The sequence below is a fragment of the Winogradskyella sp. genome (genome assembly GCF_028282165.1).
GTDB lineage: Bacteria > Bacteroidota > Bacteroidia > Flavobacteriales > Flavobacteriaceae > Winogradskyella.
Genome location: NZ_JANQIM010000001.1, coordinates 13,379 through 28,004, shown reverse-complemented (window position 1 = coordinate 28,004; position 14,626 = coordinate 13,379). Strand labels below are relative to the sequence as shown.

At 36.0% G+C, this 14,626-nt stretch carries 14 protein-coding genes; 9 read left to right on the top strand and 5 right to left on the bottom strand.

Features of this window, described 5'->3' with window-relative positions; genetic code table 11:
* Position 1: 1 nt before the first annotated feature.
* The 3 genes from Q0972_RS00115 to Q0972_RS00105 all read right to left on the bottom strand — a co-directional run bounded on the left by Q0972_RS00115 (position 2) and on the right by Q0972_RS00105 (position 2,638).
* Positions 2-376: a cupin domain-containing protein gene (locus Q0972_RS00115; protein WP_299361042.1), complete on the bottom strand. Its 375-nt coding sequence runs from the start codon at positions 374-376 to the stop codon at positions 2-4.
* A gap of 146 nt (positions 377-522) precedes the next feature.
* Entirely contained in the window at positions 523-1,080 is a 558-nt protein-coding gene (locus tag Q0972_RS00110; protein WP_299361039.1) for a hypothetical protein, read from the bottom strand.
* Positions 1,081-1,099: 19 nt separating this feature from the next.
* Positions 1,100-2,638: a helicase HerA-like domain-containing protein gene (locus Q0972_RS00105; RefSeq protein ID WP_299361036.1), complete on the bottom strand. Its 1,539-nt coding sequence runs from the start codon at positions 2,636-2,638 to the stop codon at positions 1,100-1,102.
* 148 nt (positions 2,639-2,786) lie between these two features.
* Between Q0972_RS00105 and Q0972_RS00100 the strand changes: the two genes are divergently transcribed.
* Complete coding sequence (locus tag Q0972_RS00100; RefSeq protein ID WP_299361033.1) at positions 2,787-3,233, top strand: Rid family detoxifying hydrolase; 447 nt, start codon at positions 2,787-2,789, stop codon at positions 3,231-3,233.
* Between the two features lie 101 nt (positions 3,234-3,334).
* Positions 3,335-3,967 carry a 7-carboxy-7-deazaguanine synthase QueE gene (locus tag Q0972_RS00095; protein WP_299361031.1) on the top strand — a complete coding sequence of 211 codons (633 nt, stop codon included), beginning with the start codon at positions 3,335-3,337 and terminating at the stop codon, positions 3,965-3,967.
* A 47-nt stretch (positions 3,968-4,014) separates the two neighbouring features.
* Here the strand turns inward: Q0972_RS00095 and Q0972_RS00090 are convergent, their stop codons facing one another.
* Entirely contained in the window at positions 4,015-4,560 is a 546-nt protein-coding gene (locus Q0972_RS00090) for a DUF2911 domain-containing protein (RefSeq protein ID WP_299361029.1), read from the bottom strand.
* Between the two features lie 238 nt (positions 4,561-4,798).
* On the opposite strand from Q0972_RS00090, the gene asnB reads away from it, so the two are divergent.
* On the top strand, positions 4,799-6,460 hold the full coding sequence (gene asnB / locus Q0972_RS00085) for an asparagine synthase B (RefSeq protein ID WP_299361026.1): 1,662 nt from the start codon (positions 4,799-4,801) through the stop codon (positions 6,458-6,460).
* A 28-nt stretch (positions 6,461-6,488) separates the two neighbouring features.
* Here asnB and Q0972_RS00080 read toward each other — a convergent pair whose 3' ends face one another.
* Positions 6,489-7,586 carry an acyloxyacyl hydrolase gene (locus Q0972_RS00080; RefSeq protein WP_299361023.1) on the bottom strand — a complete coding sequence of 366 codons (1,098 nt, stop codon included), beginning with the start codon at positions 7,584-7,586 and terminating at the stop codon, positions 6,489-6,491.
* A 246-nt stretch (positions 7,587-7,832) separates the two neighbouring features.
* Between Q0972_RS00080 and Q0972_RS00075 the strand changes: the two genes are divergently transcribed.
* The 6 genes from Q0972_RS00075 (at position 7,833) to Q0972_RS00050 (ending at position 14,518) form a co-directional block, all read left to right on the top strand.
* Positions 7,833-8,426 (top strand): DUF6090 family protein, encoded by a 594-nt coding sequence (locus Q0972_RS00075; protein WP_367182385.1) that lies wholly within the window; start codon positions 7,833-7,835, stop codon positions 8,424-8,426.
* A 261-nt stretch (positions 8,427-8,687) separates the two neighbouring features.
* Positions 8,688-10,625 carry a DNA topoisomerase (ATP-hydrolyzing) subunit B gene (gene gyrB / locus Q0972_RS00070; RefSeq protein ID WP_299361016.1) on the top strand — a complete coding sequence of 646 codons (1,938 nt, stop codon included), beginning with the start codon at positions 8,688-8,690 and terminating at the stop codon, positions 10,623-10,625.
* 154 nt (positions 10,626-10,779) lie between these two features.
* Entirely contained in the window at positions 10,780-11,796 is a 1,017-nt protein-coding gene (locus Q0972_RS00065; protein WP_299361013.1) for a DUF6588 family protein, read from the top strand.
* Between the two features lie 145 nt (positions 11,797-11,941).
* Positions 11,942-12,868, top strand: coding sequence for a malate dehydrogenase (locus tag Q0972_RS00060; protein WP_299361010.1), 927 nt, complete (start codon positions 11,942-11,944; stop codon positions 12,866-12,868).
* 69 nt (positions 12,869-12,937) lie between these two features.
* Entirely contained in the window at positions 12,938-13,849 is a 912-nt protein-coding gene (locus Q0972_RS00055) for a hypothetical protein (protein ID WP_299361007.1), read from the top strand.
* 33 nt (positions 13,850-13,882) lie between these two features.
* Positions 13,883-14,518: a hypothetical protein gene (locus tag Q0972_RS00050; RefSeq protein ID WP_299361004.1), complete on the top strand. Its 636-nt coding sequence runs from the start codon at positions 13,883-13,885 to the stop codon at positions 14,516-14,518.
* Positions 14,519-14,626 lie beyond the last annotated feature (108 nt).

Sequence of the window (14,626 nt, the reverse complement as noted above, 5' to 3'; positions counted from 1 at the left end):
ACTATGTGTTTTCTCTATGTACCGAATCTATTGAAAATGCTGGTAAGCAAATGGCAATATATTCGCAAGGTTCTGTAAATGGGTTAGAGTATTGCAATCTTGTATGTTTATTTACTTTTATGGATTGTCCTGCTTCGAGGACTAATGTCTCGTCTCCAATGATGAACTGTTTTTTTCCTTTAATGATAAATGTGTATTCATCGAATTCTGGAGTCTGAAAGGGTTCGCTCCAGCCAGGAGGTGCAATCATGTGCGCAATACTTACTTGAGAATTGCCATCACTGGCCAAACCGAAATGTTCTTTTATAACTTTACCATCATCTGTAGGTACAATAAATGGTGACGTTTGTAATGTGTATTTTTTTTCTTCTTTCATATAATTTTCAATTTAACTTAAAGGTGTTTAAGATGTGACCATTTAGGTCGAAGCCTTGGCTAAAACCAGTGAACCATAGCTTTGGCGTATACTTTGTAAACTGAAGACTTGGCTTATACTTTGTGAGCCGAAGCCTTGGCGTAGGCTTACCAATGAATCATAAAGAATTTAATCTTTGCTTTTTCGGGTATTTGAATGGGGTCTATGCTCATGTCCATATCAAATCTTAGGCTAGCAGGTAATTCTTTTTTATCTATGGTGAATGATGCATTAATTTCGTTTACCGATACAACTATGGAATTAATTAGATTATCGATTTTTGAAATTTTATACGCTTCTTTTATATCCTTAAACGTGCTGAGTTTAGAAATGTTCTTTTCAGTTTTATAACGCTCATCTATAATTCGTACGCTCGAGATAACAGATGTCGAATCTAAAGCCTCTTCAGGCGATAGGTCCAAAAGTTTTTTTCCACCTTTTTCAAAAATTTCAATCGTATTAACAGAACCTGCAAATTCGTCGCCTGCGATATATCTTACCACAGAATCATTGATGAAAACTGCGTTTAAATCCTTAACCTTAGTGGAATCTGTCAATAAACCTATATGATGTTTTTCAATTAAAAAAGGATCTGGTGCTTTATCTTTTGCACAGCTTGATAAGAGTATAGCACAGATTATGAGCACAAATAAAAAATTCTTCATTACTTAGATTTAGGGTTAATTATTTAAGCATCTTCGTTAAGATTCCCAATACACTTCTTATAACTGTAGGGCTAGATAACACTTTAACGATAGGATTTTGTCGCTTGCTACGTCTTCTGCTAGAACTGGATTTCCTTTTACTTTCGGCTCTTTTAAGTGCTTCTTGCTCTTCTTTAGCTTTGCGTTTAGCTTCCTCAGCTTCTGCCTGTTTTATTTTTTCATTTAGCATTTCGTAAGCACTTTCGCGATCTATCTCCTTATTATATTTTTTTGCTAATTGCGATTGTGCCAACAAACTACTAAGTTCAGCTTCGGTCAAAATGTCCATGCGGCTCATAGGAGCACGCATCATTGTAGCGGCAAGGGGAGTAGGCTTACCTTTTTCATCTAACGCAGAGACCAAAGCTTCACCAATACCTAAGGATGTTAAAACTTCTGCCGTGTCGTAGTATTCTGTATCAGGATAGTTTTGAGCGGTTAGCTTTATAGCTTTTCTATCCTTTGCAGTAAATGCTCTCAGTGCATGCTGCACTTTTAATCCCAATTGACCTAAAACCGCTTCTGGAACATCAGTTGGATTTTGGGTAACAAAATATAGACCAACACCTTTACTTCGGATGAGCTTAACAATGCTTTCAATCTGATTTAAAAGAGCATCTGAAGCTTCATTGAAAATCAAGTGCGCCTCGTCTATAAACATAATAAGTTCTGGTCTGCCACTATCACCTTGCTCGGGAAAGGTAGAATAGATTTCAGCCAATAAACTCAGCATGAAGGTCGAAAACAACTTGGGTTTATCCTGAATATCAGTCAGTCTGATAATATTGATATAACCTCTACCATTTTCATCGATTCGAAGTAAATCCTGGGTGTCAAATGAGGTTTCTCCAAAGAAGAGGTCACCACCTTGTTGCTCTATTTCAATAAGTTTTCTTAAAATCGCTCCAGTCGATGCTGTAGAAATTCTACCATAAGCTTCCTCAAATTCCTTTTTGCCTTCACTTGTTGCATACTGCAGCATTTTCTTGAAATCTTTGAGGTCTAAAAGAGGTAATTTATTATCGTCGCAATATTTAAAAATCACTGAAATGATTCCAGCTTGTGTTTCGGTAACACCTAAAATTCTAGAAATAAGAACTGGCCCAAACTCGCTAATCGTAGCACGTAATCTTACGCCATCTTGTTCAGAGAGTGTTAAAATCTCAACAGGAAAGGATTTAGGTTCAAAAGGAAGGCCTATTTTTTCGTGACGCTCATCAATTTTGGGATGTCCTGGGCTAGCTTTTGCCAAACCGCTTAAATCACCCTTAATATCCATAAGCAACACAGGTACTCCTTTTTCCGATAGGTTTTCTGCTAATACCTGTAAAGTTTTTGTTTTCCCTGTTCCGGTCGCACCTGCAATTAAACCATGACGATTCATGGTCTTTAATGGCACATTGACGTAGGCATTGGTCTTGGTTTCACCATCAAGCATTGCAGCACCTAAACTGATATAGTCGCCTTTAAATGTATTGCCTTCTGCTATGTCTTTTATGAATTTATCAGAATTCGTCATTAATCGGAAAATTTGCATAAAAATAATGTAATTTTGGTAAACTACCTCGAAGAAAACTTAAGAGGCTTATGATGCTAAGCCTTAAAAATTCGGAGTTAATTTACTATATTCAAATCTCGATTATCTAGTCTAGTTTAAACCTTAGTATATGAAGTCTCTATTTTCAATCTTGTGCCTATTGGTTTTAGTAAGTTTTCAATCTTGTGATAATTCAAAATCGGAAATTATATTCCATGAATCACACGAACCAAGTAGAGCCAATGTGCCTTTTAGTGATGCCGTTGAAACTGCTGACTTTTTGTTTTTAACAGGTCAAATAGGAAAAGACCATAAAAAAGGAGAGCTCGTATCTGGTGGTATTGGAGATGAAACAAAGCAAGTTATTGAAAATATTAAGGCTGTCTTAGAACATCATCATCTTTCTTTAGACAATGTAGTGAAGTGCACTGTAATTCTCAAAGACATCAACGATTTTAAAGCTTTTAATTCGGTTTACACGACTTATTTCACAAAAAAACCAGCGCGTACAACTTATGCTGCCGCTGGTTTAGCTGGTGGAGCGAGTATTGAGATCGATGTTATCGCTGCGAAATAGTTGGCAGTCACCACATTCCTAGTTTTAGGAAGCATAATGAGATTGCAAAGAACTTCAAACTGAGACTAAAAACTATAAACTTATTAATATCTTTGCCGACTATGACAAGAAGAGAGCGACAAGAGTTAATAGATAAAGGATATTTACTGCCTTTAATGGAAGAGTTTTATACCATTCAAGGAGAGGGCTATCATAAAGGGACTGCAGCCTATTTTGTGAGAATTGGTGGTTGTGATGTTGGTTGCCATTGGTGCGACGTTAAAGAGAGTTGGATAGCAGAATTACATCCACCAACCGAGACTCAAAAGATTGTGGCCAATGCTGTGAAGTACAGTAATACTATTGTTGTTACGGGAGGTGAGCCATTGACTTGGGATATGGGTCCATTAACCGAACAGTTAAAGGCAAAAGAAGTGCAAACGCACATTGAAACTTCTGGAGCATATAAGTTAACAGGCCAATGGGATTGGATTTGCCTGTCACCAAAAAAGGTAAAATTGCCCAAGGAAGAAATCTATGACGAAGCCCATGAGCTAAAATGCATCATCTATAATAAAGATGATTTTAGATTTGCAGAAGAACAGGCTTCTAAAGTGAATAAGGATTGTATTTTATATCTGCAGCCAGAATGGAGTAAACGTGAAAAAGTGATGCCGCTTATTGTAGAGTATGTAATGGCCAACCCCAAATGGAAAGTTTCGCTCCAGACGCATAAATATTTGAATATACCCTAATAAAAAAGCCTTGAGAAATCAAGGCCTTTTCAATATGAACAAATTTCTTATTTGGTAAATGGCACGGCAACTCTGATTTTTCCCCAGCCCATATGCATGTGTACGCCATTATCTGATTTTTCAAACGCAATAGAAAATGCTTCCAAAGATTCGTCTCCTTCTGTTACAGGAACTGTAATTCTTGCCACATCATTAGCTTCATTATAAAAATAGCTTCCCCAAACATTAAGATCGGTACTAACGATCACTGTCCATTCTTTATCTCCAGGAATGGCATACACAGTGTAAGTACCTTTTTTAATGGATTTCCCTCCAAGTTTCATATCAGTGTAAACGTGCAATTCAGCAGCTTCATTGGCTCCAAGTCTCCAAACTTTACCTGGTTTGGCTAGCTTACTTACATCTCTGCCTTTTAATTGAGGTCTGCTATACACAATTTTGATTAATTTATCAGAAACTTTGTAATCGCTCGGAAAGGAAGCTGCGTCCATAGGACTTTTGTCTAAGTCTTTAAATTTTTGGGCTTCTGCATTAAAAGATAATAGCATCATGAATGCAAAAGCAATGGTTGTGATTAGTTGTGTTGTTTTCATAATAAAACGATAAGATTTTATTTTAATTAAAAGTATCTATTAACAAACAAAACAGTCGAAAAGAAATATTAAAGTTTACAGATTAAAAGTTAAACTGTCAATTTAGCTAATTTGTCTATTGAAATTTATAAAATTTCATCATTAAAGTATTAATTTATTATCAATATGGCTATTTATATTTAATAAATGAAAGTTTAGTCTAATATTTGTCTCATAATTAATAATAAAAACAAAAGTTATGTGCGGAATAGTATGTGCGTTCGATATAAAACAAAAATCTGAAGAACTAAGACCTCAAGTCTTGGAAATGGCAAAAACCATTCGCCATCGTGGTCCAGACTGGAGCGGAATTTATAGTGACGATAAGGCCATATTGGCCCATGAACGTTTAGCGATTGTAGACCCGGCTTCTGGTAAACAGCCTTTATTTAGTGAAGATAAGAAATTGATTCTTGCTGCAAACGGTGAAATTTATAACCATAGAGAATTACGTGCCCAATTTCCAGATTATAAGTTTCAAACCGAAAGCGATTGTGAGGTGATTTTAGCACTATACAAAGCAAAAGGGCATGACTTTATAGATGATATGAATGGTATTTTTGGCTTTGCTATTTATGATGCGGAAAAAGACGAATATTTCATTGCCAGGGACCATATGGGCATTATTCCACTATATATGGGCTGGGATAAGTACGGAACATTCTATGTGGCTTCAGAGTTAAAAGCTTTAGAAGGTGTCTGTACAAAGATCGAATTGTTTCCTCCAGGGCATTACCTGAGTAGTAAAGATGCTGAATTGGTACAGTGGTACAAACGTGATTGGGAAGCCTATGATGCTGTAAAAGGCAATGAAACCAGTATTGCTGAGGTGAGACAAGCTTTAGAGGATGCGGTACACAGACAGTTAATGAGTGATGTGCCTTATGGTGTCTTATTATCGGGTGGATTGGATTCTTCAGTAACTTCGGCAATAGCCAAAAAATATTCACAACGACGTATAGAAGCTGACGACAAAGAACAGGCTTGGTGGCCACAATTGCATAGTTTTTCAGTAGGTTTAGAAGGTTCACCAGATTTAGCTGCAGCTAAAAAAGTAGCAGATCATATTGGTACTGTTCACCATGAAATTAAATTCACCATTCAAGAAGGCTTGGATGCTGTTAAAGATGTTATATATCAATTAGAGACGTACGACATCACAACAGTGAGGGCTAGTACACCAATGTATCTTATGGCACGTGTTATTAAATCTATGGGAATTAAAATGGTGTTATCAGGTGAAGGCGCAGACGAGTTGTTTGGAGGATATTTATACTTTCACAAAGCACCAAATGCGAAGGAGTTTCATGAAGAAACCGTTCGTAAGCTAAGTAAATTACATATGTACGATTGCCTTAGAGCTAACAAAAGTTTAGCGGCTTGGGGAATCGAAGGCCGTGTGCCATTTTTGGATAAGGCATTTATGGATGTTGCTATGCGCATTAACCCACAAGATAAAATGATTAATGGTGAGCGTATGGAAAAATGGGTAGTACGTAAAGCATTTGAAGATATGTTGCCAAAAAGTGTAGCATGGAGACAAAAAGAGCAATTTAGTGATGGTGTAGGCTACAGTTGGATAGATACCTTAAAGGATATTGTAGAAAAAGAAATAAGTGATGAGCAAATGGCTAATGCACATTTCCGTTTCCCAATACAAACACCACAAAATAAAGAAGAGTATTACTATAGAACAATTTTTGAAGGACACTTCCCAAGCGATGCAGCAGCATTAAGTGTACCACAAGAACCAAGTGTAGCTTGTAGTACAAAGATAGCACTAGAATGGGACGAAGCTTTTAAAAACATGAACGATCCTTCAGGAAGAGCCGTTGCAAAAGTACATGAAGATGCATATTAATTAACAGTGGCTTAATGATTATTATGTTTTAGAACTTATAGCCGATTCTTAAATCAAAAAAATCGGCGATGTGTCTGTGGGCTTTCAAATTAAAGCCAAAAAAGAGATTGTTCTTAAAATGGTAGTTTAAGCCATAGCGTTGGTAAACATCATCATTAATGCGATAGTCATTAAAGTAATATATACCTAATTCTTGGCTAAAGGTAACACGTCCAAGCCAGAATTCGTGACCGACTAAGGCAGCGGCTTGAACAAAGCTGGCATCAGCATTATCTAGCTTAATTTGCTCTCGTCTTGAGAAATCAAATATTAATTCTGTACCGCCAGTTAGTGCACTTCTACCACCTATCCATCTGCTATATTTTCCGGTAAAACCAAAAACGTAGAATTTGTCTTTATCACCAACAGCAGCATTGCTCCATCCAGAGAAATGTGCCACATATATTCGGTCTTTATCATCAGGAGGTTGTCGTTTTCCAATCTTTTTTAAATTAGGGAATACCACATCCTCAAAACTTGAATTAACACCAACACTAAGTGAAGGAAAATTGAGACCTTTATTTGGCGTACTTACACCACCATTAGAGGTGTGGTTGTAATTGGCTGAGAAACGAAGATTAAGCTTTTCGTTGAGACGGTAGTTGATCCCAAGTCCAACTAATAAGGCAAAGCTAAGATCGGTACTGTAAGATTCATTCAAAGGATTGGTTATGGCATCAAAAGGTTGCGTAAGATATGCACCTCCAATGCCCATTCGAAAAAATAGATTTGTTCGCTTTTGAGTTCTAAAGTACGGTTCAACATAACCCATGGCAATAACGCCATTGCCTAACACATCGGGGTTGTCAAAACTCCAATAGGAGAGATTTACACCAACTTTAGGAAAGCAACTACAAAAATCCCATGCGCGTTGTGTAAGTAGAAGTTTGCTCCAGTCGATTCCAATACCAGAAGGATAGGCATCAGGAATTTCACGTAAAGATGGTGCATGTTTTAATAAAGACCCATAATCTAAGGTTATACCTATGAATGTGGGTCTGCTTTCAACAAATTTATCCTCTGTTTGAGCATGTGTAAAAAGAGTCAGAAAAATCAATGCTGTCGCACAAATAATTGATCTTGTCATTAAGCAGTTTTTACTTTGTAAGATAAGTTTTATATAGCTATTTTCATAACGAATTGATATGTAATTATCCAAGCATTTTGAGCCAGTAAATTTTGAGCATGTCTTTTTTGGTTTCTGTATTTTGTAAAACTATTGTTTCATAACATTTTATTACATTTATGAATAGTTAAGTTTAATCTTGACAAATTTTAAGGTATTCGTAAGCTCATGATTAAATTCTTTCGAAAAATTCGTCAAAACCTAATTATGGAGAATAAAACAGCGGCATATTTCAAATATGCTATTGGAGAAATATTCCTAGTGGTAGTTGGTATTCTTATAGCACTTCAGATCAACAATTGGAATGATAAGATAAAAGCAGAAGAAGCGAAATTTCAGATACTCACTAGTATTAAAAAAGAAATTCAAGCGAACAAAGAACACATTGAAGCTGTGTTTCCTTATCATAATATGTTGAGAGATACTCTAAGGACATTGGATACTGAAACGATGAAAACCACTAAAACCAATCCTTTAGGCTTCTGGAAAGGGCATCGTATATTTAGATTACGGACAGCTTCCTTTCAAACAGCTGTTCAGTCAGGTTTGATGAAAGATTTTGATTTAGAACTATCAGAATCGTTGAATAATCTATATACTTCCGTACAATTCTATAATGATTTTGGACAAACCGTTAGTAATGGTATCTTTGAAATCAATCAGACCACAGAAGAGGGTACGCTGCACATGTTCAACTTTGTGAAAATGATCATGGAAGATGTACATTATGCGGAGTCAGAACTATTGAAGGGTTTTGATATAAATCTAGAAGAAATTGATGCCGAGTTCAATTTTTTATAAGCAAAAAGACAACTTATAAGCAATTTTTGCTAATTACTGCTTTTTGATAATAATAAAAAAAGATAAAATTCATTTTAAGACACTTTTTAGCCGTTTTAAGACACTTTTGTGTTTTTAACAATTGTTAATAATTATTGCATAAAGTCGATAAAAAGCTTTAAATGAGCTTTGTTATTTCGTATATTTGTATGTACTCAGAAGAGGCGCAAAAAGCGTCTTTTTTTGTGTAAAATAAATAGAAAATCAAGATTAAATATAATTATGAGCGAAGAAAACAAAAAGCAATATGGTGCTGACAGTATCCAGGCCTTGGAAGGGATGGAGCACGTCCGTATGCGTCCATCAATGTACATAGGTGATGTTGGTGTAAGAGGGTTGCATCATTTGGTTTATGAGGTAGTGGATAACTCTATCGACGAAGCCTTAGCAGGATATTGCGATAATATAACAGTAACCATAAATGAGGATAATTCTATCACTACAGAAGATGATGGTAGAGGAATACCTGTTGGCCTACACAAAAAAGAAGGCGTTTCAGCTTTAGAAGTTGTAATGACTAAAATTGGTGCAGGAGGCAAGTTCGATAAGGATTCTTACAAAGTGTCTGGTGGATTGCATGGTGTAGGTGTGAGTTGCGTTAATGCCCTATCTGAGCACTTAAAAGCCACGGTGCATCGTGAAGGTAAAATTTGGGAGCAAGAATATGAACGTGGTAAAACCATGTATCCCGTTAAAGTTGTGGGATCATCCGATAGGACAGGTACCATTGTAACATTTAAACCAGATCCAGAGATTTTCCAAATTACATTGGAATATAATTACGATACCTTGGCAAGTCGTATGAGAGAATTGGCATACTTAAATAAGGGAATTACTATTCATCTTGTAGATAGTCGTCATAAGAAAGAAGATGGGTCGTTTGAAGGTGAAACTTTCTATTCCGAAAATGGGTTGCCTGAATTTGTGAAGTTTTTGGATGGCAATCGCGAACCATTAATGAAGGATGTCATATCCTTTGAAGGTGAAAAGAATGGCGTACCTGTTGAGGTAGCTATGGTTTACAATACCTCCTATGCAGAGAATCTACATTCTTATGTCAACAATATTAATACTCACGAAGGAGGAACACACCTTTCTGGTTTCCGTCGAGGATTAACACATACCTTAAAGAAATATGCAGACAACTCAGGGATGTTAGATAAGCTGAAATTTGATATTTCAGGAGATGATTTTAGAGAAGGTTTAACAGCTATCGTTTCTGTAAAAGTAGCTGAGCCTCAGTTTGAAGGACAGACCAAGACCAAACTGGGGAATAGGGAAGTTTCAGCATCAGTATCCCAAGCAGTTTCTGAGATGTTAACAGACTACTTGGAAGAACATCCAGAAGACGCCAAGACCATTGTTCAGAAAGTAATTCTTGCAGCACAAGCACGTCATGCCGCTCAAAAAGCACGAGAGATGGTGCAGCGCAAATCGCCAATGAGTATAGGGGGGTTACCCGGTAAATTATCGGACTGTTCTGAGCAAGATCCTACTAAATGTGAAGTATTCCTAGTGGAGGGAGACTCTGCAGGTGGGACAGCCAAGCAAGGTCGAGATAGAGCGTTTCAGGCAATATTACCGTTAAGAGGTAAAATTCTTAATGTAGAAAAAGCCATGCAGCACAAAGTATTTGAAAATGAAGAAATTAAAAATATTTTTACAGCACTAGGAGTTACCATAGGAACTGAAGAAGATCCTAGGGCCTTGAATCTTTCAAAATTAAGATACCATAAAATAGTGATTATGTGTGATGCCGATATAGATGGTAGTCATATTGCCACATTGATTTTAACGTTCTTCTTCAGATATATGAAAGAACTGATAGAGAATGGTCATGTGTATATAGCAACTCCACCATTATATTTGGTTAAAAAAGGCGCTAAGAAACAATATGCATGGTCCGATAAAGAACGCGACGAGATTATAGGACAATTTGGTGATGGAGCTAAAATACAGCGCTATAAAGGTCTAGGTGAAATGAATGCTGAGCAGCTTTGGGATACAACCATGAATCCAGAGTTTAGAACAATGCGTTTGGTGCAAATTGACAATGGAGGAGAGGCCGACCGCATATTCTCTATGCTCATGGGCGATGAAGTACCACCACGTAGGGAGTTTATTGAGAAAAATGCAATTTATGCTAATATAGATGCTTAAGTAAATAATTTACAGGAATCATTCATAAAACAGCTACGTATAACCGTAGCTGTTTTTTTATTTTAAAATTCGTTGAAATGCAATTTATAACGATAAAATGCGTTTTTTGATAGTATTTTATTATATTTGAACTTCAAATTTAAACTTAACCCAAATGAAAAAAATAGTTTTATTTGTTGCTCTATTCGCATCTTTATTTACTGCAAAGGCACAAAACGATATAGATGTTCTACTTGCTGCGGGTGTAGAGGATGCAAGACGGTTTGCCAATGATTACTTAGCACCTGGGACTAACGGCCTCATACATAGTATGAATGCCAATTGGTTTAATTCTGCAAAAGTGAAACCTCTTGGAGGCTTTGAGATCTCTCTGGTTGCCAATGCCGCTTTAGTTAATGATGAAGATAAATTCTTTAGTATGAATACTTCAGAATATGAGAATGTCCAATTTGTACAAGGTCCAAGCGTGCAGAATGTGGCTTCTGTTCTGGGTGAAAATGATCCAGTAATTTTTGTCGAAGTAGAATACGATGACCCTATTTTTGGATCACAAACAGTGCAATTAGAATTACCACAAGGAATTGGAGATCAAAGTGCTAACTTATTACCAACCGCTTTTTTGCAAGGCGCCGTTGGTTTAGGAAGTGGTATTGAGGTAAAAGCAAGATATTTTCCAAAGATTGATACAGATGATGTTAATTTGAGCATGTACGGTGCTGCCCTTCAGTTAGAATTTACAGAATGGTTGCCTGCGGACAAATTGTGGCCAGTAGCATTGTCTGGACTAATAGCTTATAACCACTTAGATGGTTCTTATGACATTACGGAATCTTCAGGAATTGAAGGTGAAAATCAAAGAATAGACAACAATACCAACACATGGTTGTTTCAGTTAGCAGTTTCTACAAAGCTCCCAATATTCAATATCTATGGTGGATTAGGTTATATAACTGGAAAATCTGAATCTGATCTTTTAGGAAGCTACAGGGTTACTGATGGGATCTTAATTACCGAAACTATAGTTGATCCTTTTTCAGTATCAAGTGATGTTTCAGCAGTTAGAGGTACTTTAGGCGCAAAATTAAAATTAGGATTTTTTAGGTTGAATGCAGAATACCATCTCTCAGAATTTGATGTATTTTCAGTGGGTGTCAATTTTGGATTTAGGTAAAACATTGAAACTTTAGTTTTATAAAATGAAAGTAGCTTTTAAAGCTACTTTTTTATTTAGCAATACTATGACATAAGTCATTGAATTTTGACCTTAAAGCCTTAATTTTGTAGTCGAATTTTTAACGCTTTAAAATAAAAAGAAAATGAAAATAACCGTAGTTGGCGCTGGTGCAGTAGGCGCAAGTTGTGCAGAATATATTGCAATCAAAAATTTTGCTTCAGAAGTAGTCATTTTAGATATTAAAGAAGGTTATGCAGAAGGTAAAGCCATGGATTTAATGCAGTGTGCTTCCCTAAACGGATTTGATACTAAAATTACAGGAAGTACTAACGATTATTCTAAAACAGCAAATAGTGATATTTGTGTTATTACTTCGGGTATTCCACGTAAGCCAGGAATGACTCGCGAGGAATTGATTGGTATAAATGCAGGTATTGTAAAATCGGTTTCTGCTAGTTTGGTTGAGCATTCCCCAAATACAATTCTCATCGTTGTAAGTAATCCAATGGATACAATGACCTATTTAGCACATAAAACTACGGATTTGCCAAAGCATAAAATAATAGGAATGGGAGGCGCATTAGACTCAGCAAGGTTTAAATACAGATTAGCTGAAGCACTGGATGCACCAATTAGCGACATAGATGGTATGGTAATTGGTGGTCATAGCGACAAAGGGATGGTGCCATTAACGTCCCATGCAACTAGAAACAGTATTAATGTTTCAGAATTTATTTCAGAGGAGCGCTTAAATCAAGTAAAGGAAGATACAAAGGTTGGTGGTGCAACTTTAACAAAATTGTTAGGAACATCTGCTTGGTACGCTCCAGGTGCTGCCGTAAGTGCTTTAGCACAGGCCATAGCCTGCGACCAGAAAAAAATGTTTCCTTGTTCTACGTTATTGGATGGCGAATATGGACTAAGCGATCTTTGCATTGGTGTACCAGTAATTTTAGGACGAAATGGTATAGAAAAGATTGTTGATGTACCACTGAGCGATGCTGAAAAAGCGCATCTAGCAGAAAGTGCCGAAGGTGTTAAAAAAACCAACGGACTTTTGGATACATAATACATAGATATATTAGTGTTAATATAAAAAGGCTGTAGATATACAGCCTTTTTTGTTTAGTTTAGAGATATGAAAAAATGTCTATTTGTAGTAGCAATTGTCTTATTGCACTCGTGTAATAATTTATTAAGAACAGAACAATATGAGATTACTTACGCTTTTGTTAATCAAGAAAAAGTTACTGAAGGAGATATCGTAAAAACCACCGATGTTATTAAAAAGCGCATAACAAAATACACTCGATATGTTGAAGTGGTTAGTAACTCACAAAATCAAATTGTAATAAAACTTAGAGGAGATTTTGATATAGAGAGTGTAAACAATATAGTTGAAAATGAAGGGAAATTAGGTTTTTGGTCATGTGCTACCAAAGAGAAGCTAATTTCTTTTATGTTGGAAGTAGATCGCCAACTTAAAAATGATAGTATTTCTAAACCATTTTCTTCTTTAGTAAAAGGCATGGCTTACGATGGATTACCTGTGTTTTCTATTACTGACACTATAAATATTAGACAATTATTAAATGATAAAAGTATAAAAGCATTGCCTTTAGAAGATGAGTATAGAGATTTAGCATTCTTATTTGGAAAAACTTCAGATAGTACCGTAACAATGTATGGCGTTAATACTTATCATGAAAAAAGGGCGCCAATCGACGAATCTCATATTATTGAAGCAAAACAAGACTACGATCAAATAGGTAGACCTGCGATAAGTATTAGAATGAACGAATATGGAGCACACAAATGGTATAAAATGACTAATGAGGCATACCTAAACCAAACAAAGATCGCTATTGTATTGAACGATATTGTTCATTCTGCACCAATGGTTTCAGCAGGCCCTATAGAGGGAGGCCATAGTCAAATTGCTGGTGATTTCACGTTAGAAGAAGCGCTTAGTCTATCTTATATCTTAGATTCTCAACAGAGAATACCTAAACTAAAGTTTGTGAAAATGTCTAAGATTGAAAATGAATAGGTTTAGTCGATCTTAATTTTCTATATTTGCGGGATGAAATCCAAACTACATTTTGGCATTTTAATTATTCTAATCACCTTTTTTCTTAGGTATTTAGAGAATTCCGTTGCGCCCAACCAGCAGATAGTAGTACAGTTTTCCAATTCAGAGATTAGCGAAAATGAAACTCAGAAAGCTATTGAATCGATTAAATTGAAACTCCGCTCTATAGGTGTAGAGCAAACACAAGTCGGTGAAGACCAAGAGGGCAATCTCAAAATAACCTATTATAGTACTACAGATGTAAAGGAAATTCAAGGTATCCTATCTGACTTGGAAAGTTTCAAACTAGCTTACGATTTTGGTAGTCGGTATCCAAACGAAACTCCTACCGAAAATGATTCAAAAGACTACAAGCTTAATGTTTCAGAAATCAAAAAGAAGAGTAACACTTCTGATTGGGATTTTGAAGGTGTGCAGATTGTAGAAATCAACCAAAAAAGTGATAGGTTCAACAACCTTAAGAAGAATACATTTGGTAAACAAACCAATTCAGAACTCATAAGTCAGTGGGTCAAAGTTGCAATAAAGGCAGTCAATCGCGACCTATCATTAGAAAATCATTCTTACAAGACTCCAGAAGTAAGAGCAGGACCTTGGGTCTTAGTTGGGGAATATCTATTATCTTAAATAATTCCCATTAACTTCCAACAAGCTTTTCATTCAATCAAAAAAAGCAAAAAACTATATAAAAACATTAAAAATGAATGTCTGATTCTAGTGTAAATTCTATATTTG

Excerpts from the sequence above, each read along its gene's own strand:
- Q0972_RS00115 (WP_299361042.1), bottom strand. The coding sequence starts at position 376 with ATGAAAGAAGAAAAAAAATACACATTACAAACGTCACCATTTATTGTA.
- Q0972_RS00110 (WP_299361039.1), bottom strand. The coding sequence starts at position 1,080 with ATGAAGAATTTTTTATTTGTGCTCATAATCTGTGCTATACTCTTATCA.
- Q0972_RS00105 (WP_299361036.1), bottom strand. The coding sequence starts at position 2,638 with ATGACGAATTCTGATAAATTCATAAAAGACATAGCAGAAGGCAATACA.
- Q0972_RS00100 (WP_299361033.1), top strand. The coding sequence starts at position 2,787 with ATGAAGTCTCTATTTTCAATCTTGTGCCTATTGGTTTTAGTAAGTTTT.
- Q0972_RS00095 (WP_299361031.1), top strand. The coding sequence starts at position 3,335 with ATGACAAGAAGAGAGCGACAAGAGTTAATAGATAAAGGATATTTACTG.
- Q0972_RS00090 (WP_299361029.1), bottom strand. The coding sequence starts at position 4,560 with ATGAAAACAACACAACTAATCACAACCATTGCTTTTGCATTCATGATG.
- asnB (WP_299361026.1), top strand. The coding sequence starts at position 4,799 with ATGTGCGGAATAGTATGTGCGTTCGATATAAAACAAAAATCTGAAGAA.
- Q0972_RS00080 (WP_299361023.1), bottom strand. The coding sequence starts at position 7,586 with ATGACAAGATCAATTATTTGTGCGACAGCATTGATTTTTCTGACTCTT.
- Q0972_RS00075 (WP_367182385.1), top strand. The coding sequence starts at position 7,833 with ATGGAGAATAAAACAGCGGCATATTTCAAATATGCTATTGGAGAAATA.
- gyrB (WP_299361016.1), top strand. The coding sequence starts at position 8,688 with ATGAGCGAAGAAAACAAAAAGCAATATGGTGCTGACAGTATCCAGGCC.
- Q0972_RS00065 (WP_299361013.1), top strand. The coding sequence starts at position 10,780 with ATGAAAAAAATAGTTTTATTTGTTGCTCTATTCGCATCTTTATTTACT.
- Q0972_RS00060 (WP_299361010.1), top strand. The coding sequence starts at position 11,942 with ATGAAAATAACCGTAGTTGGCGCTGGTGCAGTAGGCGCAAGTTGTGCA.
- Q0972_RS00055 (WP_299361007.1), top strand. The coding sequence starts at position 12,938 with ATGAAAAAATGTCTATTTGTAGTAGCAATTGTCTTATTGCACTCGTGT.
- Q0972_RS00050 (WP_299361004.1), top strand. The coding sequence starts at position 13,883 with ATGAAATCCAAACTACATTTTGGCATTTTAATTATTCTAATCACCTTT.